The 20,777-nt window shown below is 56.6% G+C and carries 20 protein-coding genes; 9 read left to right on the top strand and 11 right to left on the bottom strand.

Going from position 1 to position 20,777, the window contains the following annotated elements:
* Nucleotides 1-15 precede the first annotated feature (15 nt).
* The 4 genes from FHC49_RS14300 (at nucleotide 16) to FHC49_RS14285 (ending at nucleotide 3,026) form a co-directional block, all read left to right on the top strand.
* Nucleotides 16-1,407: a cytochrome ubiquinol oxidase subunit I gene (locus FHC49_RS14300; RefSeq protein ID WP_185669084.1), complete on the top strand. Its 1,392-nt coding sequence runs from the start codon at nucleotides 16-18 to the stop codon at nucleotides 1,405-1,407.
* Nucleotides 1,404-2,414, top strand: coding sequence for a cytochrome d ubiquinol oxidase subunit II (gene cydB / locus FHC49_RS14295; protein ID WP_185669085.1), 1,011 nt, complete (start codon nucleotides 1,404-1,406; stop codon nucleotides 2,412-2,414). The genes FHC49_RS14300 and cydB overlap by 4 nt, the downstream gene beginning before the upstream one ends.
* Nucleotides 2,414-2,539, top strand: a complete 126-nt coding sequence (locus tag FHC49_RS14290; RefSeq protein ID WP_185669086.1) for a DUF2474 domain-containing protein — start codon at nucleotides 2,414-2,416, stop codon at nucleotides 2,537-2,539. The genes cydB and FHC49_RS14290 overlap by 1 nt, the downstream gene beginning before the upstream one ends.
* Nucleotides 2,540-2,666: 127 nt before the next feature.
* Nucleotides 2,667-3,026 (top strand): hypothetical protein, encoded by a 360-nt coding sequence (locus FHC49_RS14285; protein WP_255581373.1) that lies wholly within the window; start codon nucleotides 2,667-2,669, stop codon nucleotides 3,024-3,026.
* 87 nt (nucleotides 3,027-3,113) lie between these two features.
* Here FHC49_RS14285 and FHC49_RS14280 read toward each other — a convergent pair whose 3' ends face one another.
* Complete coding sequence (locus FHC49_RS14280; protein WP_220440186.1) at nucleotides 3,114-5,072, bottom strand: U32 family peptidase; 1,959 nt, start codon at nucleotides 5,070-5,072, stop codon at nucleotides 3,114-3,116.
* 199 nt (nucleotides 5,073-5,271) lie between these two features.
* On the bottom strand, nucleotides 5,272-5,847 hold the full coding sequence (locus FHC49_RS14275) for a helix-turn-helix domain-containing protein (protein ID WP_185669087.1): 576 nt from the start codon (nucleotides 5,845-5,847) through the stop codon (nucleotides 5,272-5,274).
* A gap of 135 nt (nucleotides 5,848-5,982) precedes the next feature.
* Here FHC49_RS14275 and FHC49_RS14270 point away from each other — a divergent pair, with 135 nt between their 5' ends.
* Nucleotides 5,983-7,149, top strand: a complete 1,167-nt coding sequence (locus FHC49_RS14270) for a benzoate/H(+) symporter BenE family transporter (protein ID WP_220440129.1) — start codon at nucleotides 5,983-5,985, stop codon at nucleotides 7,147-7,149.
* Here FHC49_RS14270 and FHC49_RS14265 read toward each other — a convergent pair.
* Entirely contained in the window at nucleotides 7,126-7,995 is an 870-nt protein-coding gene (locus tag FHC49_RS14265; protein WP_220440128.1) for a helix-turn-helix domain-containing protein, read from the bottom strand. The two genes, FHC49_RS14270 and FHC49_RS14265, sit on opposite strands and share 24 nt — an antisense overlap.
* A gap of 183 nt (nucleotides 7,996-8,178) precedes the next feature.
* On the opposite strand from FHC49_RS14265, the gene FHC49_RS14260 reads away from it, so the two are divergent.
* Nucleotides 8,179-9,078, top strand: coding sequence for a DMT family transporter (locus tag FHC49_RS14260; protein WP_220440185.1), 900 nt, complete (start codon nucleotides 8,179-8,181; stop codon nucleotides 9,076-9,078).
* Between the two features lie 414 nt (nucleotides 9,079-9,492).
* Here the strand turns inward: FHC49_RS14260 and FHC49_RS14255 are convergent, their stop codons facing one another.
* From FHC49_RS14255 to FHC49_RS14240, 4 genes are all read right to left on the bottom strand, one after another.
* On the bottom strand, nucleotides 9,493-10,161 hold the full coding sequence (locus FHC49_RS14255; RefSeq protein WP_185669090.1) for a DUF3313 domain-containing protein: 669 nt from the start codon (nucleotides 10,159-10,161) through the stop codon (nucleotides 9,493-9,495).
* 146 nt (nucleotides 10,162-10,307) lie between these two features.
* Nucleotides 10,308-10,904 (bottom strand): tellurite resistance methyltransferase TehB, encoded by a 597-nt coding sequence (gene tehB / locus FHC49_RS14250; RefSeq protein ID WP_220440127.1) that lies wholly within the window; start codon nucleotides 10,902-10,904, stop codon nucleotides 10,308-10,310.
* Nucleotides 10,901-11,905, bottom strand: coding sequence for a dicarboxylate transporter/tellurite-resistance protein TehA (gene tehA / locus FHC49_RS14245; protein WP_220440126.1), 1,005 nt, complete (start codon nucleotides 11,903-11,905; stop codon nucleotides 10,901-10,903). Before tehA ends, tehB begins: the two co-directional genes overlap by 4 nt.
* A gap of 58 nt (nucleotides 11,906-11,963) precedes the next feature.
* Nucleotides 11,964-12,593, bottom strand: a complete 630-nt coding sequence (locus tag FHC49_RS14240) for a LysE family translocator (protein WP_220440125.1) — start codon at nucleotides 12,591-12,593, stop codon at nucleotides 11,964-11,966.
* 165 nt (nucleotides 12,594-12,758) lie between these two features.
* Between FHC49_RS14240 and ydcK the strand changes: the two genes are divergently transcribed.
* Nucleotides 12,759-13,739: a YdcK family protein gene (gene ydcK / locus FHC49_RS14235; protein ID WP_220440124.1), complete on the top strand. Its 981-nt coding sequence runs from the start codon at nucleotides 12,759-12,761 to the stop codon at nucleotides 13,737-13,739.
* On the opposite strand, the gene rimL is transcribed toward ydcK, so the two are convergent.
* The 4 genes from rimL to FHC49_RS14215 all read right to left on the bottom strand — a co-directional run bounded on the left by rimL (nucleotide 13,734) and on the right by FHC49_RS14215 (nucleotide 19,012).
* Nucleotides 13,734-14,285, bottom strand: a complete 552-nt coding sequence (gene rimL / locus FHC49_RS14230; RefSeq protein WP_220440123.1) for a 50S ribosomal protein L7/L12-serine acetyltransferase — start codon at nucleotides 14,283-14,285, stop codon at nucleotides 13,734-13,736. The two genes, ydcK and rimL, sit on opposite strands and share 6 nt — an antisense overlap.
* A gap of 62 nt (nucleotides 14,286-14,347) precedes the next feature.
* A complete protein-coding gene (locus FHC49_RS14225) occupies nucleotides 14,348-16,003 on the bottom strand; it encodes a glucan biosynthesis protein D (RefSeq protein WP_185668699.1) in 1,656 nt (551 codons plus the stop codon).
* 113 nt (nucleotides 16,004-16,116) lie between these two features.
* The gene (locus FHC49_RS14220; RefSeq protein WP_220440122.1) at nucleotides 16,117-17,622 is read right to left on the bottom strand and encodes a carboxylesterase/lipase family protein; all 1,506 of its coding nucleotides are present in this window, start codon (nucleotides 17,620-17,622) and stop codon (nucleotides 16,117-16,119) included.
* 46 nt (nucleotides 17,623-17,668) lie between these two features.
* Nucleotides 17,669-19,012: a VOC family protein gene (locus FHC49_RS14215; protein ID WP_220440121.1), complete on the bottom strand. Its 1,344-nt coding sequence runs from the start codon at nucleotides 19,010-19,012 to the stop codon at nucleotides 17,669-17,671.
* A gap of 227 nt (nucleotides 19,013-19,239) precedes the next feature.
* Here FHC49_RS14215 and pcaH point away from each other — a divergent pair, with 227 nt between their 5' ends.
* Both pcaH and pcaG read left to right on the top strand, forming a co-directional pair.
* On the top strand, nucleotides 19,240-19,980 hold the full coding sequence (gene pcaH / locus FHC49_RS14210; protein ID WP_220440120.1) for a protocatechuate 3,4-dioxygenase subunit beta: 741 nt from the start codon (nucleotides 19,240-19,242) through the stop codon (nucleotides 19,978-19,980).
* On the top strand, nucleotides 19,977-20,597 hold the full coding sequence (gene pcaG / locus FHC49_RS14205) for a protocatechuate 3,4-dioxygenase subunit alpha (protein ID WP_220440119.1): 621 nt from the start codon (nucleotides 19,977-19,979) through the stop codon (nucleotides 20,595-20,597). The genes pcaH and pcaG overlap by 4 nt, the downstream gene beginning before the upstream one ends.
* Nucleotides 20,598-20,777: the final 180 nt, after the last annotated feature.

Raw genomic sequence — 20,777 nt, 5'->3', positions numbered from 1 at the left:
CTCCACGGAGTTTGCATGTTCGGTCTTGATGCGTTTCACCTCGCGCGAATTCAATTTGCCTTTACCGTTTCGTTCCACATTATTTTTCCCGCCATCACCATCGGCCTCGCCAGCTATCTGGCGGTGCTCGAAGGTCTGTGGTTGAAAACCCGTAACCCGGTCTGGCGTTCGCTGTATCAGTTCTGGTCAAAGATCTTCGCCGTCAATTTCGGTATGGGCGTCGTGTCCGGGCTGGTGATGGCCTATCAGTTTGGTACCAACTGGAGCGGTTTTTCGCAGTTTGCGGGCAGCATTACCGGCCCGCTGTTAACCTATGAAGTGCTGACCGCCTTCTTCCTCGAAGCCGGTTTTCTCGGCGTCATGCTGTTCGGCTGGAACCGCGTCGGCCCAGGGCTGCACTTCTTCGCCACCTGCATGGTCGCGTTGGGCACCATCATCTCCACCTTCTGGATCCTCGCCTCCAACAGCTGGATGCAGACGCCACAGGGATATGAAATCGTCAACGGGCAGGTCGTGCCGGTCGACTGGTTTGCGGTGGTGTTTAACCCATCGTTCCCCTACCGACTGCTGCATATGTCCATTGCCGCGTTCTTGAGCAGTGCGCTGTTCGTCGGCGCGTCGGCGGCCTGGCATCTGCTGCGCGGCAACCAGACGCCAGCCATCCGCACCATGTTTTCCATGGCGCTGTGGATGACGCTTATCGTCGCCCCAATTCAGGCGATGGTCGGTGATATGCACGGTCTCAATACGCTCAAGCATCAGCCAGCGAAAATTGCCGCCATTGAAGGCCACTGGGAAAACCCGCCGGGCGAACCCACGCCGCTGCTGCTGTTTGGCTGGCCGGATATGGAGCAGGAGCGCACTCGCTTCGGGCTGGAGATCCCGGCGTTGGGCAGCCTGATCCTCACCCACAGTCTGGATAAACAGGTTCCAGCGCTAAAAGCGTTCGCCAAAGAAGACAGACCCAACTCCACCATCGTCTTCTGGTCATTCCGCATCATGGCCGGGCTAGGCATGCTGATGTTGTTGCTGGGCGTCATGGCGCTATGGCTGCGCAAGCGGCAAACCCTTTACACCTCGCGCCCGTTCCTGTGGTTCGCGCTGCTGATGGGCCCTTCTGGCCTGGTGGCGATCCTTGCCGGATGGGTGACGACGGAGGTGGGCCGCCAGCCGTGGGTGGTTTATGGGCTGCAGCGCACGGCGGACGCCGTCTCAGCGCACGGTGACCTGCATATGAGCGTCAGTCTGCTGACCTTTTTCGTTGTCTACAGCTCGGTCTTCGGCGTGGGCTACAGCTATATGGTGCGCCTGATCCGCAAAGGCCCGCAGCCGTTTAGCCCTGAACCGCAAGGAACCCCAGCACGTCCACTATCTGCGGCGATGTCCCACGAGGAGGAGCGAGTATGAACATCGATCTGTCCATTATCTGGTTTGTGATTATTGTGTTTGCCACCCTGATGTATATCGTCATGGATGGTTTTGATTTGGGGATTGGCATTCTCTTCCCCTTCACCCGCAGCGCGCAGGAGCGCGATGTGATGGTAAACAGCGTGGCGCCGGTCTGGGACGGCAATGAAACCTGGCTGGTGCTCGGCGGCGCGGGGCTATTTGGCGCGTTCCCGCTGGCCTACGCGGTGATTATCGACGCCTTGACCATTCCGCTGTCGCTGATGCTGGTCGGCCTGATCTTTCGCGGCGTGGCCTTCGAGTTTCGTTTCAATGCCACGCCGTCGCACCGGCCATTCTGGGACAAGGCCTTTATGGGCGGTTCGATTCTGGCGACCTTTTGCCAGGGAATCGTCGTTGGCGCGGTAATTAACGGCTTTGAGGTAACGGGACGGGCCTACAGCGGCGGTGCCTTCGACTGGTTCACGCCGTTTACGCTGTTCTGCGGCGTGGGGCTGACTATCGCCTACGCGCTGCTGGGTGCGACCTGGCTTGTGATGAAAAGCGAAGCCTCGCTCCAGCATACGATGAAGCGCAGCGCGCGCGGGCTGCTGCTGGCGCTACTGGCGGTTATCGCTATTATCAGCCTCTGGACGCCGATGCAGCATGAGGCCATTGCCCGACGCTGGTTTAGCCTGCCGAATCTCTATTATCTGCTGCCGGTGCCGCTGCTGGTGATCGCCGCCAGCGCCCTGCTGTGGCGGCACCTGGCACGAGATACCAGCCATGCGCAGCCGTTTATTCTGACGCTGGTGCTGGTGTTCCTCGGCTTTAGCGGACTGGGGATCAGCATCTGGCCCGCCATTATTCCGCCGTCCATTACGCTCTGGCAGGCCGCAGCGCCCGTGCAAAGCCAGGAGTTTATGCTGATTGGCGCGCTGTTTATTATCCCGATTATTCTGGTGTACACCTTCTGGAGCTATTACGTTTTTCGCGGCAAAGTGCCGCAGGATGAGGGCTACCATTGATGAAAAATCGCTGGGTTTCACGCCTTTTCTGGCTGGTCGCATTATGGGGCGGCAGCGTATTGGCGCTGGCCGTGGTGGGGAGCCTATTTCGTGTACTGATGACCGCGGCTGGGTTTAAATCCTGATATAACAACGGGATGAATGTTTTAAGCTTTACGTGCCCGGACTATTCTTAATTGGACGGGCCTTCACATTTCCTCCATGTTTTATTGGTCAACTACGTCCCATACACAAAAGCAATGTATGGAGTACATGATGAAGAAAATTATTGCACTGTCTGCAATCCTGGCAATGGGTCTGTGTTCAACCGCTTTCGCCGCCGACCATCAGGAGCCGCCGAAAAAGCCGCCTGTAGAACAGCAGCATAATGGCCAGCCGCCGCACGATAACAAAGGCCCGCAGCAGGATGGCAAAGGCCAGCCGCCACGCGACAACCAGGGCCCACAGCATGACGGTAAAGGCCAGCCACCACGCGACAACAAAGGTCCACAGCACGATGGCAAAGGCCAGCCGCCGCACGACAATAAAGGCCCGCAGCATGATGGCAAAGGCCAGCCGCCAAAACACGACGGCGACAACAAGCTGCCACCGAAAGACGGGCAGCATAACTAAGTAAAAAAGGCCGGAGATTCCGGCCTTTTTGTTTGGCATTGTTGCCTTTCCCGGCGTCGCGTTGCTCGGCCGGGCTACAAAGCGGCGCTATTTCCGGCGCGGTAAGGTTTTCAGCAAATCGTCCGGGCTGACCGATGCCACCACGCTGCCCGGCAGCGGCATCTTCAGGATGTGGTTTTTGATTTTGCCAATCACATGCATTTCACACGGGCGGCAGTCAAATTTCAGCGTCAGCACTTCGTCACCGTTAATCAACTGCATCGGCGTGGCTTTCCAGCTTTTAATCGACCCCTTCGCCTGTTTTGGACACAGGTTAAAGGCAAAGCGCAGGCAGTGTTTGGTGATCATCACCGGCACGTCGCCCTTCTCTTCATGCGCCTCATAGGCTGCATCAATCAGCTGTACGCCGTAGCGATGATAAAACTCACGCGCCTTGTGGTTATACACGTTGGCCAGGAAGTTAAGATGGCTTTCCGGATAGACCGGCGGCGGCGTGGTTACCGCTTTACGGCTTCCGCGCACGTAGGCCGCCAGACGCGCTTCATCGAGCATTTCTACGGTTTCACGGCGCAGCTGGTTCAGCATACTGTTAGGCACAAAAAGTGCCTCCGGCAGCATGACGTCAACCCCGCGCGGATAGTAGATCGTCTGCCCCAGTTTGGCGATCCCGTCCTGCAGCTGGCTCAGCGCTTTATCCGCATTGTTCGCCGCCGCAAATTCGCCGTCTAGGGTATGCGTCACGCTAACGCCATCTTCGCTGGTCACGCTCAGCACCAGTTGTTCCTGCCAGCCTGACAGCTCGATATCCACCGCAATGCGGCGCTCGCTGGAGGTTTTCAGCAGCACCTGCTGCCAGTTATGATCGAGATTGCGGTTCAATACCTGATGCGGACGGGCTTTATGCAGGTCAGCCGGCATCTCATTCGGCCATACGCGATAGCGGTTTTCACCGATTTTCTCTACCGTGTTGGCGCGGAAGCCGACCACTTCACGTTTAATCAATACGTTCAGGCCATCGCCGTTGGCCAGTGGCTCGCTGACTTCTACATCGAGGGTATCTTTATTGACCTTCAGCACTTCACCGACCGGCAGGCCGACGAATTTCGGCGAGTCGAACGCACCGATGTTCATCTGGCGCTGGTTAACAAAGTAATCGGTGCTGCCGCGATGGAAGGTTTTGTCCGTTGACGGCACGAAGAAATGTTCAGTGCGTCCGGCAGAGGCACGGCCTAAATCACCGCGTTCTTCAATCAGCGTATCGAGCATCTGGCGATAGTGCGCGGTGATGTTCTTCACGTAGCTCATATCTTTATAGCGCCCTTCAATCTTGAAGGAGCGCACGCCCGCGTCAATCAGCGCGCCAAGGTTGGCGGTCTGATCGTTATCTTTCATCGACAGCAGGTGTTTTTCGAACGCCACCACGCGACCCTGATCGTCTTTCAGGGTGTACGGCAGACGGCAGGCCTGCGAACAGTCGCCACGGTTGGCGCTACGCCCGGTCTGGGCATGCGAAATATTGCACTGCCCGGAGTAGGCCACGCACAGCGCCCCGTGGATAAAGAACTCGATGGTCGCATCGGTCACGTCATGAATGGCCTTAATCTGCTGCAGATTCAGTTCGCGCGCCAGCACGATCTGGCTGAACCCGACGTCCGACAGGAACTTAGCTTTCTCAACGGTGCGAATATCACACTGGGTGCTGGCATGCAGCTCAATTGGCGGCAGGTCGAGCTGCATAATGCCCATATCCTGCACGATCAGCGCATCCACACCTGCGTCGTACAGGCTGGTAATCAGCTTCTGCGCTGGCTCCAGCTCGTCATCATGCAGAATGGTGTTGAGGGTAATAAAGATTTTCGCGCCGTAACGATGAGCAAACGGCACCAGCGCGGCGATGTCCTGCAGGCTGTTGCTGGCGTTATGGCGCGCCCCAAAACCAGGGCCGCCGATATACACCGCATCGGCACCATGAAGAATCGCTTCGCGAGCAATAGCGGTATCGCGAGCCGGGCTAAGGAGTTCAAGGAGAGTGTTCTGCTGGCGCATACAGTCAGGGTTATCCAGTCGGGTCACAAAATGGCGGCTATTGTAGCCAGAAGCCGCGACGGACGAAAACAGTTTCCACCGCTTGTGCGCCGCGATTAGCATAATTTCAGTAACCTATTACCGAAATGGGCATTTCCGCTTTCGACATCCGTCCGTTAGAGTCGGTTTCGTATTCCGGACTTTCCTCGTAACGGCCACGTTATGGTTCATTGTCATGATTTGCCGCAGGCCTGCCTGCGGCGTTTTCTTTGGGATAATGAATGATAGAGTGGAAATGGGTTACCTGCTCGCCGCTGTTGCGATAGGCATGCGCCAGGTCGCCCGCAAAGCGCAATCCCTGCCCGGGATAGAGCGTCCGCCACTCCCCCTCAACGCACATATCAAGCTGCCCGCTAATCACCACTACGTGCTCAATCACCCCTTTTTCATGCGGCGTTGATTCGCTTAATGCGCCGGGCGCAAGGGTAATAGAGAAATGGTCAAAGCACAGTACCGGATCCCAGGGGAACACTGGCGTCACCACCATCGCCTGCTGTTGCGGGTCAAACGACTGCTCTGCGCCCGGTATCTCCGGCGTAATAAAGACCGAAAACGGCACGTTCAGGCCGGTAGCAATTTTCCACAGCGTCGCCACCGTCGGGCTGGACTCGTTGCGTTCGATTTGCCCTAGCATCGCCTTCGACACGGCGGTCTCTTCTGCCAGCTTCGACAGGCTCCAGCCGCGCTGCTGACGTAAGGATTTCAGCGTTGCCGCCAGGTGTTGCGCAATATTCATTCCACCTCCATTCTCTTCCATCGCCAAAGTATACCCCACGCTGCCCGTGCCGTTTTAGCAAATCCGACGGCTCCATTGTACGTTATAGCGCACAATGCTACATTGAGTGGACGTTATAACGCACAAGAGGCTTTTATGCGATCCCCTTTGGTTCCTTTCCCTACCGTACTGGCCGGTTTTGTTGCCGTGCTGGTCGGCTACGCCAGCTCTGCGGCAATCATCTGGCAGGCCGCTGCCGCCGCGAGTGCAACAGCGGTACAAATCTCCGGCTGGATGACCGCGCTCGGTCTGGCGATGGGCGTCAGTACGCTGGTGCTGACGCTATGGCGCAAAGTGCCTATCTTAACCGCCTGGTCTACCCCTGGCGCGGCGTTGCTGGTTGGCAGCCTGCAAGGCGCAACGCTGAACGATGCAGTGGGCATTTTTATCTTTGCTAATGCGCTGATTGTGATTTGCGGTCTCACCGGCTGGTTTGCCCGACTGATGAAGCTAATTCCGCATTCGCTGGCCGCCGCGATGCTGGCGGGCATCCTGCTGCGCTTCGGCCTGCAGGCCTTTGCCACGCTACAGGGGCAACTGGTGCTGTGCGGCAGTATGCTGGTTGGCTGGCTGCTGTTTAAAGCGCTCGCCCCACGCTACGCGGTGGTGGCGGCACTGGCGGTTGGTATTGTAGTCGCAGCGGTTAAAGGTGACGTTGTCACCGATTCACTCAGTTTAGCAGTGGTCGCACCGCAGTATATCGCGCCGCATTTCTCTCTCACTCAACTACTGAGCATCGGTATTCCGTTTTTTCTGGTCACGATGGCCTCACAAAACGCGCCTGGACTCGCCACGCTTCAAGCCTCCGGTTATCGCGTGCCGGTTTCACCGCTGATTGTCGTTAGCGGTGCGTTTGGCCTGTTGCTGGCACCGTTCGGGGTCTACTCCGTGTGTATCGCCGCCATTACCGCCGCTATCTGCCAGAGTCCAGACGCGCATCCCGACCCGTTGAAGCGCTGGCAGGCTGCGGCGGCAGCGGGGGTTTTTTATCTGATTGCCGGGATTTTTGGTGGTTCCATCACCGCGCTGATGTCAGCATTGCCGACGGCATGGATTCAAATGCTGGCTGGACTGGCGCTGCTCGGTACGCTGGGAGGAAGCCTGTTCCAGGCGCTGAATAACGATAGAGAACGCGATGCGGCAATGGTCACCTTCCTGGTCACCGCCAGCGGGGTAAACCTGGCAGGCGTAGGGTCGGCATTCTGGGGATTAGTGATTGGCGGCGTCAGCTTTGCGCTACTATCCCGCAAGGTTCGCGCGTAGTTGTGACGGTGTCACGCCGTTCGCTGCTTTAAAGCGGTTGCTGAAGTGGCTGGCGGAGCTAAACCCGCAGCACAGGGCAATGTCGGTCAGGGATTGCGTGGTGTAGCGCACCATCTGCTGCGCGCGGTCCATCCGGCGCTGCATCACGTACTGATGCGGTGCCAACCCCACGCTCTGACGGAACATACGCGCAAAATGGTATTCGCTTAAGGCCGCCTGGGAGGCAAGGTCGGCAAGCGTCAGCGGCGCGGAGAGATTCGCATCGATATAGTCGAGCGTATTACGCAACACCGCCGGGGCCAGGCCGCCGGTCACCGTCGGCAGTCGCCACTGCACGTTGGCGTGATGCTGGATCAGGTGCGTTAGCAGCATGGTGCTGGCGCTACTCAGGGTCAACTGGTTTGCCGGTTGCTGCCAGTCATAGCCGAGTAGAAACTGACGGTAGAGCAGCGTAATTTTCGGGTCATCGCCAAAAATCTGTTCGTCGAGGGTTAGCGTAGCCGGGCTGCGGTCCCACACCTGCTCACCTACCTTCCGCAGGTGTTCATCGGTGCAGTACAGGTGCACGAACGACAGATCGCCGCGAATATCCCACGTCGATTCGCTGTCCTTCGGCATCAGGCAAAAACGGTCCGGCCCACCGCCGTTTTTCCAGCCATGAGGGGTTTTCTGATAGCTTTCGTAGCCGTCGGCGACGTACAGACTCAGGGTGTGATGATCGCTCTTAACCGTTAGGTTGTCGCATTTGTTATACCAGGCCGCCAGCTGTATCCCAGAGTTGAGCGCCACGGTTTCCCGCAGCTGGGCGTTCTGACTCTGTAATCTTTCAAACGTTGCGTAGGCCATTAACATATCTATCACGATTATCGATAGTCTCAGTCTAGGGACTGTCGTCCGCAGAATCTAGCGTTCTCAGCGCGTCGCAGGCAAAAAAACCGCAAGAATATGCAAGTCCCCCGCAGCCTTCTGCAAGCGCCGCGCATCACATCCCCGCACACTGTGTTTTTCATTGTGATTTGGCGAGGAATGATGAACGCACTGCTCTATGCTCTGGTCGTTGTTATCTGGGGAACCACCTGGATTGCTATCTTTTTACAGCAGGGCCCGGTTCCTGAGGCGGTTTCCATTTTCTGGCGTTTTGCCATTGCCAGCCTCACCATGATGACCATTTTACTGAGTCTGCGCCGTCTACGCCCGTTGGCGCTGCGCGATCACCTGTTCTGCATCGTGCAGGGGTGCTGCGTGTTCGGCTTTAACTTCCTCTGTTTTTATACCGCCGCAAAATGGATTAACACCGGCCTTGAGTCAGTGATTTTCTCCATGGCGGTGCTGTTTAACGCCATCAACAGCTTTATCTTTTTCCGTCAGACGCCACCAAAGCGCTTCTATCTTGCCGCACTGCTGGGGTTATGCGGCATCGTCACCCTCTTCTGGGATGACCTGCAGGCGGTAGGTATGAGCAGCACGCTGCTGGCCGGGATTTTACTCAGCGCGCTCGGGACCTACGGTTTTTCGCTGGGGAATATGCTCAGCATGCGCCACCAGCGCCGTGGCCTGGAGACGCTGACCACCAACACCTGGGCGATGCTTTACGGCACCATTATCATCGGCGTTATCGCCCTGCTGCGCGGTGATGATTTCACCCCACAGTGGACGGTGAGCTATATGGGCGCCCTGTTCTATCTGGCGATCTTCGGTTCGGTGATTGCGTTCGGCGTCTATTTCACCCTGGTTGGGCGTATTGGTGCCAGCAACGCCGCCTACAGTACGCTGCTGTTCCCGCTGGTCGCGCTGACGCTGTCGACAATGTACGAGGGCTACCAGTGGCATGCGAACGCGGTGGTCGGGCTGGTGCTGATTCTTCTGGGGAACCTGGTGATGTTTGCCAAACCGGAAATGTGGCGAGTGCCGTTTTTAAGTCGGGCGTGATCCCGGCGTCGCTTTGCTCGGCCGGGCTACGATATCGCATGTAGCCCGGGCGTTTGTCTGTATCACACTGTATCTGGCCTCTCTTTGGATACCGTGGCTGGCAACATCCCCGTAATCCCGCACATCCTCGTCGCGATAGCCGCCTATACTTCGTTCGCTATCGTTTTTGATTTGATGATATCAAGCCTCTGTCCAGGAGAAATTCATGAACGCTTCAGCCTCTTCCGTATCTCCCAGTATATGTAAACCCCCATCACCCATATGAAACTTCGGGTATATCTTTTTTGGCCAAGGGAATTATGCCGAGCAGGCGTCTGCAATTGCGCAACTATTAAAAGAAGGCAGAGCATGAATAAATAAAATAAGGGCGGCACCTGCGTGTCGCCCTTTATTTACGAGAACGCTAAAGTAAAATTACTTCTGGGATGGATCGAATTTAACGGCATCAATGGCCATATCATCGATAACCTGTTTCAACGTATCCAGCGTCAGCTGGGAGTTGGAGTTAGACAGGTCTTTACCCTCGCCTTTACGCACCACTTTAATGACCGGTTTATTGGTCGCCGCGTCAATCAGTTCGCCTTCAAAGTAGAGGTTGGTATTCATGGTACGGTGGCCGGTCGCCGCTTCAGTACCCGCAACCACCATCGCGATTGGGATCACTTCGTAGAACTGCAGGCCTTCTTTGCTGGAGTCAACGGCGGTAATCGCACCGCGGAAGATCAGGCTATGCGGGCCAGCCGTCGTCGCCAGCGGCTTACGCTCGCTGATGGCTTTTTTCAGCTCGGTGTTGGTGTAGTTCAGAATGTCGGTCAGCGCTTTCTGCCCAACCTGCGTCGTCGGCTTCGGTACCGGGTAGTAGGTTACCGGGTTGTAGACGACGTTAGCGTAGTTAGCCGGTTTGTAGTCCGGAGAGATCCAACGCAGTTCCGTTTTTCCTGACGCCGTGGTGGCTTCCTTCAGGCCAGAATAATCTTTTAAAAATCCTGAATATTGCTCGGGGGTGGTGGTTTTCGATGCACAGCCCGCTAATGCCAGAACGCCCACAAGGGCCGCCGCTTTGAAAAACGCTTGAGTACGCATGAGAATAATCCCTGATAAATGCACAAATGCCAGTAAGTTATAGCAAATGAATCAGGAGTTTGTCGCGGCAAAAATGGAGTTGGCTCTCATTATTCACAAAAATGATTCACGCCATAACGGGCTTACGCCCGTTATATAAATACCAATTATGATTTCTTGCGTGCCAGCATAGTAGCAAAGCGTAATTTAATGCGATTACCGTTTTCATCGGTACGGTGAAGTTCGCCGACGTCCTCGTTATATTTCAGCAGATCCCAGCCTTCGTAATAGTTTTTCAGCTCACCGGCTTTAAAAGCAAACGGAAAACCAACGGTGCAAGGGAAATCCTCGGTGTCCATCGCGGCGACAATCAGGTTGTAGCCACCCGGTTTGGTGCAGCGCTGCATGTTGGGGATAAGGCGTGGGATAGTGCTCGACTCAAGGAACATCATCACCACGGTGGAGAGAATAAAATCATATTCACCGTCAATGGTCAGCGTGTTGAGATCTTTCACCGACGCTTGCAGGTTTTCCAGCCCTTCCGCTTCGCGAATCGACAGCAGGTTCTGGATGCTCATTGGGTTCTTATCCCACGCCGTCACATCGTAGCCGTTTGCCGCCAGATAGAGGCTGTTACGCCCGTTGCCACAGCCAAGATCCAACGTTTTACCCGGCGCAACCTGTGTTGCCGCATACAGCACGTCAGAATGGGTGCGGGTCAGGCCATATTTTTCGGTGAAGTAGTTTTCGTCACGAGTAGTCATTGTTCATCCTTCGGTTTCATCAGTGTCGACGGAGCAACACGGGTCAAAAGTTTGCCCTGAAGCAGCAACAGCAGCGTTTTAATCAGCAGCAGGCCGATCACGATATTGGTGAAAATAAACAGCGGTAGCGCCAGGTTATGGAAAAAACCAGAACCGCTGGCGTGGCCAAGATGTAGTCCGGTGGAAGCCAGTGCGGAAATACCGAACGAGAAGCTCCAGAACGAGGCGTTAAACGCCTGGCGCAGATACCAGGGCATCAGGCGCAACATAAACAGCAGCTGCAGCAGGCCATAGCCAAACAGCATTTTGGCAAACACATCCGCATGGCCACCGTTGATGCTCAGCCAGGCGTTACAGGCCACCAACGCTGGGGCCAGTTGAATGCCGAGCGAAGTACGTAGCGGTACGGAGAGCACCCCGCCGCTGCGTAAGCGTTGGACGATGGCAGGCTCGAGCGTAATCCATGAAATAACCCCTGCACCAAGAAACACCAGCCCGGCGTCGTTAAAGCCCAGCGCTCCGCAGGCCATCGCGCTGATGAAGTTGTTGGCCACGGTGGGCAAATAGAGCCCCGGCGTGGTGGCATCTGCCGGATGCTCCCCGCGCCATAGCCCGGCGGTTTGCCAGGCGGCATAGCTCAGTTGCAACGCTACGCCGACGCAAAACAGGGCCAGCGCCAACGGCCTCGCCCACGGCGTCACGCCAATGGCCACCAGCATCGTCGTCGCTGGAAACAGGCTGACAAAACTGCTGGCGATGGGATGATTCATCTCCTGCCAGACGCTGTACGGAAAGCGTACCGCCCGCGTCAGAAAAGCCAGGGTTAACAACCCCCACATCACAATAGCAAGCACCACCAGCGCATCGCCAATGCGATGACTTACCGGCAGAATGGTGCTGGCGTAACGCCAGGCAAAGCCCATTCCAATGGTGCCCAGAACCATCCCAAAGTAGCCCACGGGCAAATTAAGTACCCGAGCTTCATTCTCGTTATTATGCATTTAGTTTAATTAATCAAATTTTGTTAAGTTGTATTTTAAATGATTCTTTACTGGTGCGCTAGCGCGAAAAGGAAGTATAGATAAGCTTCACGCCAAGGATGCCCAGAACGGTTGCAGAAGTACGGTCTACCGCGCCTTTAATACGCAGATAAACGCGACGTGGTTTTTCCGCCGACAGTACCAGCGCCACCAGCGAATACCAGCCCGCATCAATCACGAAGCTCATTACCGGTACGATGTAGTAAAACGCGGTCGGAATATTAGCTGGCAGCAGCGCGGTGAAAATAGAGGCAAAGACAATCGCCGTTTTGGGGTTGCTCAATTGGGTGAGCAGGCCGTCACGAAATGCTTTCCACAGGGAAAGTTCCCGTTTTTCGCCCCCTACCGCGATCGCCATTGGCTGACGCGCGCCGCGGAAAATTTTAATCCCCATCCAGATAAGGTAGGCGCCGCCGGCAATTTTAAGACCGATAAACAGTTCCGGCACCGCGTTAAGCACCTTTTGCAGCCCCAGCATCGCCATCATGGCAAATGTCGCCGCGCCAACGCCGGTGCCCAGCGCCGTCACCAGGCCGTGCATGCGGGAATGCACCACGGCAGTTCGCGCCACGTAGATAAAACTCGGGCCGGGGCTCATGACGCCCATCACTAATACGGCTGCAATCGCTATCAGACTGGATAAAAGCATCGCTCCCCCTGGAGGCTGTTGGTATTGAAGGTCAAAACGGATACCCCGTTATACTTCATTTTTCTGTCGCGCATAAAGCCAGACCGTTGCCATCACGGGCAGATTCCCTCCAGTATTGCGATGATTTGCTACATTTACTTTATCCGCATACCCATCGAGGCCATGATGAAAAAATATCGTCTCAGCGATGAAACGCGCAGCGTGCAAATTGGCGAACCCGGCGCCAGAGAGAGCGTGGTGGTGCGTCAGATTATTGCTTTGCAGGATTTTGCCGATGTGACCTTCGGTAGCCTCGGTGGCTGGGTCGAAAACGAACTGTCGCTGAGTCACGATGGCGAATGCTGGATTTATGATGAGAACAGCCTGGTCTATGCCGGGGCCAGAGTGACCGAAAACGCGAGGGTGACGCAGCCTTGTGAAATCAGCCATCAGGCCGAAGTCGGCGGCAACGCGTGGGTTCAGGCCAGCCGGGTCAGCCACCATGCGCGAGTGAGCGGCGATGCCACCGTGCACGATTCGCAGGTTCACGGCTTCTGCCACCTGTTTGGCTACGCCCATATCGCCGAGCAGTCGCAGGTCGTGGGTGCCCGAGGCTTAACCGCCGATAGCGAACAGGTGCTACAAATCTACGATGCCGCCCAGTTGCGGCACTGTCGGGTTGTACACCAGGCGCAAATCTACGGCAAAGCCTTGCTGGTGCATGCCTTTGTTGAGCATCGGGCGGAGGTTTTCGACAACGCCCGGTTAGACGGCAACGAAGAGAACAATATCTGGGTGTGCGACTGCGCCAAAGTCTATGGCCATGCACGCATTATCGCCGGGCGCGGCGAGGATGAGATCCCCACCTTGCGCTACAGCTCGCAGGTGGCGGAAAACGCGGTGGTTGAAGGCAACTGCGTGTTGAAGCACCACGTGCTGGTCGGCGGCAACGCGCACTTACAGGGCGGGCCGATTTTGCTCGACGATCACGTGCTTATTCAAGGTGATGCACGGGTCATTGGCGATGTGCTGATCGAGTATCACATTGATATCACCGATAGCGTGGTGGTGGAGGCGCTACCGGGAGACGCGATTCATCTCCGCGGGCGTAAAGCGATAACCGGGGCGCAGCGGATTACCCGCACCCCGCTCTTCGGTGCGCTATAGCGTGGTGGCATCGACAATCCGCGCGTAGATATTCTGGTCGTGATAAACGCCGTTAAGGAACTCCGCCTGGCGTAAGCACCCTTCCAGTTGAAAACCGTTGCGCATCGCCACCTGATTGCTGCGCAGGTTATCTACCCGACACTTAATCACAAAGCGGCGAATTTCCCCACGTTCGGCATAGTAGCGAATAAACGCCTGTAGCGCCGCCGACAGCGTCCCTTTCCCCTGCGCGCTTTCATCCAGCCAGTAGCCGATATAGCCCGTTTTGTTCGAGGGCTCGATCTGGTTGAACGACAGCACGCCCGCCATCTGGTTATCAACGAAAATCAGGAACATTTTGGCGATGCCGCGCTGATGCAGCATCATATTGCCCTGCACGTTCTGACGAGAATCCTGTTCACTGTTAACGTACTGCGGCCAGTTCAGCGTCTGCTGTAACCACACTTTGTTGCGCTGCACCATCTGGTACAGCCCCGAGACGTGGCTTTCATTGACGGCATGGAGAGTGACGGAGTCATTGACGGTGATGGTTTCAGCGGTGGTCATTTAGGCTGTCTCTGAATCAAGAAAACCCCGGCGTCGCTACGCTCGGCCGGGCTACAGGCAGGTTATTTCATTACGCGGTCGTCAACGTACTGACGCTTGTCCGGCGCTGGCGGGAAGTATTGATACAGCCAGGTTTCGCTGATGGCGTCGCCGCGGCAGCGCAGGAACAGGCGCATGTCCACCGGGTCGGTCGAATCGGACGTTGGGTACCAGTCAAAGAGAATGCGGTAGCCGTCGAACGGTTCAACGTAGAGGATCTCAATCTGCTTCGCTTCCCCGCTGGAGAGCGTAATCACCGGCTCGATGCCTTTCGGCGCAGCCGCTTTCAGATCGCCGCCGACAAAGTCGATAGCAAAACGACGAGACCATTTTTCCGGGTAATGCTCGCCCGGTGCCCACCCTTCCGGGAAGCTGCCCATGCCGGTGCGGGTCGCCAGTACGCGCGCCAGCGGAGAACGTACCGGCGGCATCGCGCTCCAGTACAAGCGGTAGCTAAAGTTTAGCGTATCGCCCGCCTTCATCGGTTTTTCCGGCTGCCAGAAGCAGACGATGTTATCGAGCGTTTCACCGGTGGTTGGGATCTCCATCAGGCTGACGGCCCCTTTACCCCACTGGTTACGCGGCTCAACCCACAGGCTTGGGCGTTTGTTGTACCAGCCCATAACGTCCTGATAGTGGGTGAAATCGCGGTCAAGCTGCAGCAGACCGAAGCCCTTCGGGTTTTTATCCTGATAGGCGTTGAACTGCAGCTTCTGCGGGTTATTCAGCGGACGACACACCCACTCACCGTTGCCGAGCCACATCGCCAGGCGGTCGGAATCGTGAATTTGCGGGTGGATGGTGTCGCAGACGCGGCGCTCGTTGTTGCCGCAGCTGAACATGCTGGTCATCGGCGCAATACCGAGCTGTTTGATGTCTTTACGCGCATAGATATGGTTTTCCACATCCATGATCACCTGCGCTTTTTCGCAGTGCACCACGAACTTGTACGCGCCGGTGACGCTGGCGCTATCCAGCAGCGCGTAGACGGTGAAGGAGGTGTCACCCGGCTTCGCGGTTTCGAACCAGAAAGAGGTAAAGTCAGGGAACTCTTCCAGCGAGTCGGTATAGGTATCAATCGCCAGACCGCGTGCGGACAAGCCGTACTGGTAGGTGCTGTCTACCGCGCGGAAATAGCTCGCGCCGAGGAAGGCAACGATATCGCGACGCGCTAGCTCCGGCGCTTTAAAGACGCGGAAACCGGCAAAACCGAGGTCGGTTTGCCCTTCCAGCTGTTTGGTGTCAACACCGGCGTCGTTGTACTGGAACAGCTCCGGGCGGAAATGAATTTCACGCGCCTGGTGGCTTGATGGGTCCAGCGAGAACATGCGCACGCGACGACGGAAGCCCATCCCCACGTGGAAGAACTGCACGTCCAGTTGGCGCTCTTTGACGTTGTTCCACAGCGAATGTTCAGCGTCGTACTGAATGCTGTTGTAAGCCTGCGGCGTCAGGTTAGCCAGGGTATCCGGCAGCGGGCGCGGTGCGCCACTCCACGGCTGGCGAGAGAGATCGTGCGCCATGGATTGCAGTACGCCGAAATCAAAGCGACGCGTCTGGCCGTCGGCAATGCCGGAGTCCTCTGCCATCGCGGCCTGGGAGAATAGCGATGCGAAACCGGAAGTCCCGCACACGGCGGCAACAGCCATTGAAGATTTAAGAAAGTGTCTGCGATTCATGCCTGGCAAAGCGTCCTTTTAAAGTCGGAATGCTGCAAAATAAAAACGGCGTTATTGCCGCCCACTCTAGACAAAATTGATTGATAATCCAATTGCTAGCGCAACAAAATCTGTCAATCCAGACTCACATGATGCTTCATTACGCGTTTGAACAACGCCAGGCGCGCGCGCATAAAGCGATTTTCCACATGGAACCCGGCGAGCTTGCGTAAACCAATGCGTAAAAGCCGGTCGCGACCGCGTACGCTGGCGGGCCAGCGCACCGGTCCCGCCAATACGGTATGGCTCGCACTGGCGTCACGCGCGAAGCTGACCCAGTAGTCGGCAACCTGAGCCGCCACCTGGAGATCGCGGGGCGTGACGTAATCGCATGATGGCGTTATCTGCCCCAATGTATCAAAGACATAGGGCACCTCATTGCCATGCCACGCGCCGTGGCGATAGGTGTCGTGCTCGGCCTCGGCAACATAATCAAACCAGTAACGCCAGCAGGGTTGATTCACCCGTTGCTGAGCCTGCATCACCACGTAGCCCAGGGTGGTAAACGCCATATCCCGGCACACCTGACGGCCCAACTCCTCATCGCCTTTCACACCCGGGTAGAGCAGCTTAATCAGCCCTAGTCCCAGACGGCGCTCGCGGCGTAGTTTTTGGATTTGCTCGGCTAAGTCCACGCCAAATACGGCCATCACGCTGGCTTCATCGCTGTTAGATCCGACCAGCACCGGCATGACGTGTTGCTTTCCGGCAAAGAAAACGTCGAGCATTGGCTGCGGTAGCACCGCATCGCCGACAATCGGAGCGGGGCCAATATTATGAGGTGCAGTAAGCGGCCAGAAAGCCTCGGCGGGAATCTCTCTCAGAGAGTGCGCCGACGCGTTTGGCAGATTAAAGTGTTCGGCCAGCCGTTCGCCGCGAGCCAGCGCGTCGTCACGCGGTAGGTCGGGCAAGGTATAGCCGCTTTGAATGATGGCTTTATGGAACAGACCGATGGCTTTCGGTGACGTCATTAGCGACAGGACGCTGCGCGCCCCGGCTGACTCACCAAACAACGTGACGTTGTCACGATCTCCGCCAAAGGATTCGATATTCTCCTGAACCCAGCGTAGCGCGGCGATTTGATCCATCAGGCCAAAATTGTACAGCCGTTCGCCATCTTCGCCCTCCAATGCCGGATGAGCAAAAAAGCCGAGATGGCCAAGGCGGTAGTTGAGCGTGACCACAATCACCTCGCGCCGCGCCAGTGCCTTGCCATCGTAAGGTGGTAATCCGCCTGAGCCGATGGTAAAACCACCACCGTGCAGCCAAACCATGACCGGCAGCGGTTTCTGACGCTTAATGGGCGACCAGACGTTCAGATAGAGGCAGTCTTCAGAAAAGCGACCGGGATCGCCGCCCCCCAGCTCCTGACAGTACTCCGCGCTCTGCCAGCTGGCGGCCGAAAATGTATCCGCCTGGCGCACGCCCTGCCACGGTGAAACCGGCTGTGGCGCACGCCAGCGCAGCGGGCCCACCGGCGGCGCGGCGTAAGGAATGCCGCTCCAGCGATACACATCCTCGTCAACGACGCCCGTTAACGTCCCCTGTCGGGTCTCCACCCGCGTTGCGCTATTCTGCATTCACTCTTCATCCTGGTTTTCTTCACTGCTATGCAAAGTACCTGTTTCAGAGCAGACCGCAACGACGTTTGCTGCGCAGCGACGCCTCCTCATACAGGCTAAATTCGTCCAGTACCTGGCGCCCCAGCGCCGCTTCAAATGCGTCGCGGCTGGCGTTGCCGTGGGCGCGCGTCTGCCCATCGCCACCCAGATTAGACTGGAAAATCCCCGCCGCGCTGACCGGCAGAAAATCTTCATAGGTGATGGGCTGAGCGATAATCCAGCCGCGCTCGATAAACGGCTGCGGGTCATCGCCCGGATGAATCGCCTGCCGATGGGCGTCGCCGGTCGGCGTTAATCGGTAGCGGAACCAGGCCAGCCCCTGCTGGCGCAGTAAGAATTCGCTGTCCGGGAAGGCTTTGAACACCTCTTGCAGATGCTGCTGGTGACTCAGGTTATCTTTGCCCACGCCGGCCTCACTCAACAGCTTGTCGTACAAAGCCCGACCTTTAGGCGTTAGCGCGATCCCGCGCTGCTCAATTTCACCAAAACGCGCGGTGTGCGTTCCGCTCGACTCACCCGCAAACTGCACCGGCTCTTCCAGCGCTTTAAAGCTGGTCTGGCGCAGTAGCAGCGGTACCGACCGCCGCGGCGGGCCTTCAATCACCGCCTTCGGTTCCATGCCGTAGTCGGACATCAGTTCCTGAGCGCGGTCGATATCCAGCGTGCGCGGCGTGAGGTGGTTAATGTGGCAGCCGGGGAAGCAGACCACATCAGCGATCAGCCGGTGCTGCTGGTGCAGCGCCTGATAGGTTTCTTTATCCACGGTGGTATGTCGATGCCAGCGGAACGTCTCCAACGCTTCGCGGACAAACTCCTGCGCCTGCGACGCAGTGAATCCGCCCTGCTCGTCATGGCGATCCATCAGCGCCCGGCAACGCGGGGTAAAGATATCGCGCTGTGCGAGGATCTGCGCGGCTTTCTGGCGCAGTGCCGGGTCGTCAATCAACTCAAGGCGTAATAAAGAGGTGAAGATACGGAACGGATTGCGCTGCAGCGCCGCATCCTCCACCGGGCGAAACGCCGTTGAATGTACCGGCACGCCAGCCACCGAGAGATCGTAATAGCCCACCGGCAACATTCCCATAATGGCAAACATCCGGCACAGCGTAGTAAGTTCCTGTGCCGTGCCGACGCGAATCGCGCCGTGGCGTTCAACGTTGAGGCGTGCCAGTTCGTCCGCGTTAGCCAGCTGTTCATACAGACGCGTGTTATTTTCCAGTACCGCCAGATTGACGTCAGCCACTAATGCCAACAACGTTCCATATTGCGGAACTTCTTGCTGATACATCGCTGACATCGCTTGTGAAAACTCTTCCCGAATATCATCTGCCGAAAGGGTGTGCGCCATGATGCCATGTCTCCTGTGGATATATTTGCAGTGTAGGAAAGGCCATGGCGCTATGCGGTAAGAATTTACAAACTGTGATCGCGGCAACTGACTGAACTTATTGAGCGAATGGTTCCGATTACATAACCAGAGGTTATTTAAAATGCACCTTAAATTCACTTTAAATTAACAATATATTTACACACACTGTCTGCGGCAATAATAAAATACCCTACACGGAGCCACCTATGAGCACGAAATGGTCACCGCAAGAAGTGATTCACCGGGATTACAACAATCATCCCCCAGCCTACGCCCCAGGTTATAAAACCAGCGTCCTGCGTTCGCCGCGTAACGCCCTTATTTCGCTACAAAATTCACTGTCAGAAATTACCGGCCCGGTCTTTTCGCAGCAGGATCTCGGCCCGCTGGATAACGACTTAATTCTCAACTACGCCAGAGACGGCCTACCCATTGGCGAGCGGATTATCGTTCACGGCTACGTGCGTGACGGCTTCGGTCGGCCGCTGAAAAACACGCTGGTAGAGGTGTGGCAGGCTAACGCTGGCGGGCGTTATCGTCATAAGAAAGACCAATATCTGGCGCCGATTGACCCTAACTTCGGCGGCTGTGGACGCGTGTTGACCGACGAAAACGGCTACTACTTCTTCCGAACCATCAAGCCCGGCCCGTACCCGTGGCGCAACCAGGCAAGCGACTGGCGTCCTTCACATATTCACTTCTCCATTTTTGGCGAAGCCTTTGCCCAGCGCCTGATTACCCAGATGTACTTTGAGGGTGACCCGCTTATCAAGCAGTGCCCTATCGTCAAAACCATCAATAATGATGATGCCGTTCGCACGCTGATTGCGGAGCTGGATACTCACGCCGCTGTGCCGCTCGACTGTCTGGCCTATCGTTTTGATCTGGTGCTGCGTGGACAACGCGCCACGCTGTTTGAAAATCGCACCCAGGGGGCTGCACGATGAAAGACTATTTACCGGAAACCGCCTCGCAAACCGCAGGCCCATATGTACATATCGGTCTGGCTCCGGACGCTGCTGGCTTCCATATCTTTGAAGAGAACTTCGGCGCTACGCTTGCCAACAGCCATACGCCCGGCGAACGCATCGCCATTGAGGGGCGCGTGTTTGATGGTTCCGGCACGCCGGTGCGCGATGTGCTGATTGAAATCTGGCAGGCCAACGCCGCCGGGCGCTACAACCATGTGGCGGACCAGCAGCAGGAAAAAGCGCTGGATGAGGATTTCCGCGGCTGGGGTCGCGCCTGCTCTAACTTTGATAGCGGCGTGTGGCGCTTTGACACCATTAAACCCGGCCAGGCCGTGGGCCGCGATGGGCGGATGATGGCTCCGCACGTCAATCTGTGGATCGTGGCGCGTGGGATCAACATCGGCCTGAATACGCGGATGTATTTCTCCGATGAGCAGGAGGCAAACGCGAAAGACCCGGTGCTGAATTTGATCGAATGGGAAGTGCGTCGCAAGACGCTGATTGGGCACAAAGAGACGCGCGGTAACGAGACGGTGTACCGTTTCGATATCTATTTACAGGGTGAGAACGAAACGGTGTTTTTTGATCTGTAAGGTCGGTGCGCTTTTCCCCGGCGTCGCTTCGCTCGGCCGGGCTACTTTGCGATAGGTAGCCCGGCCGAGCGAAGGTACAAACCGGAAACATAGGTAACACTTTAGACCGGATACATGGGTAACAGTTATAACTGGCATAGAAGAGGAGACTCGCTATGCCCTGGACTGAGACCCGACCTA

It is taken from the genome of Kluyvera sp. EC_51 (assembly GCF_019584505.1).
Classification (GTDB): Bacteria; Pseudomonadota; Gammaproteobacteria; order Enterobacterales; family Enterobacteriaceae; genus Kluyvera; species Kluyvera sichuanensis.
The sequence above is the reverse complement of the archived record's forward strand: the minus strand, read 5'-3'. Positions and strand labels throughout refer to the sequence as shown.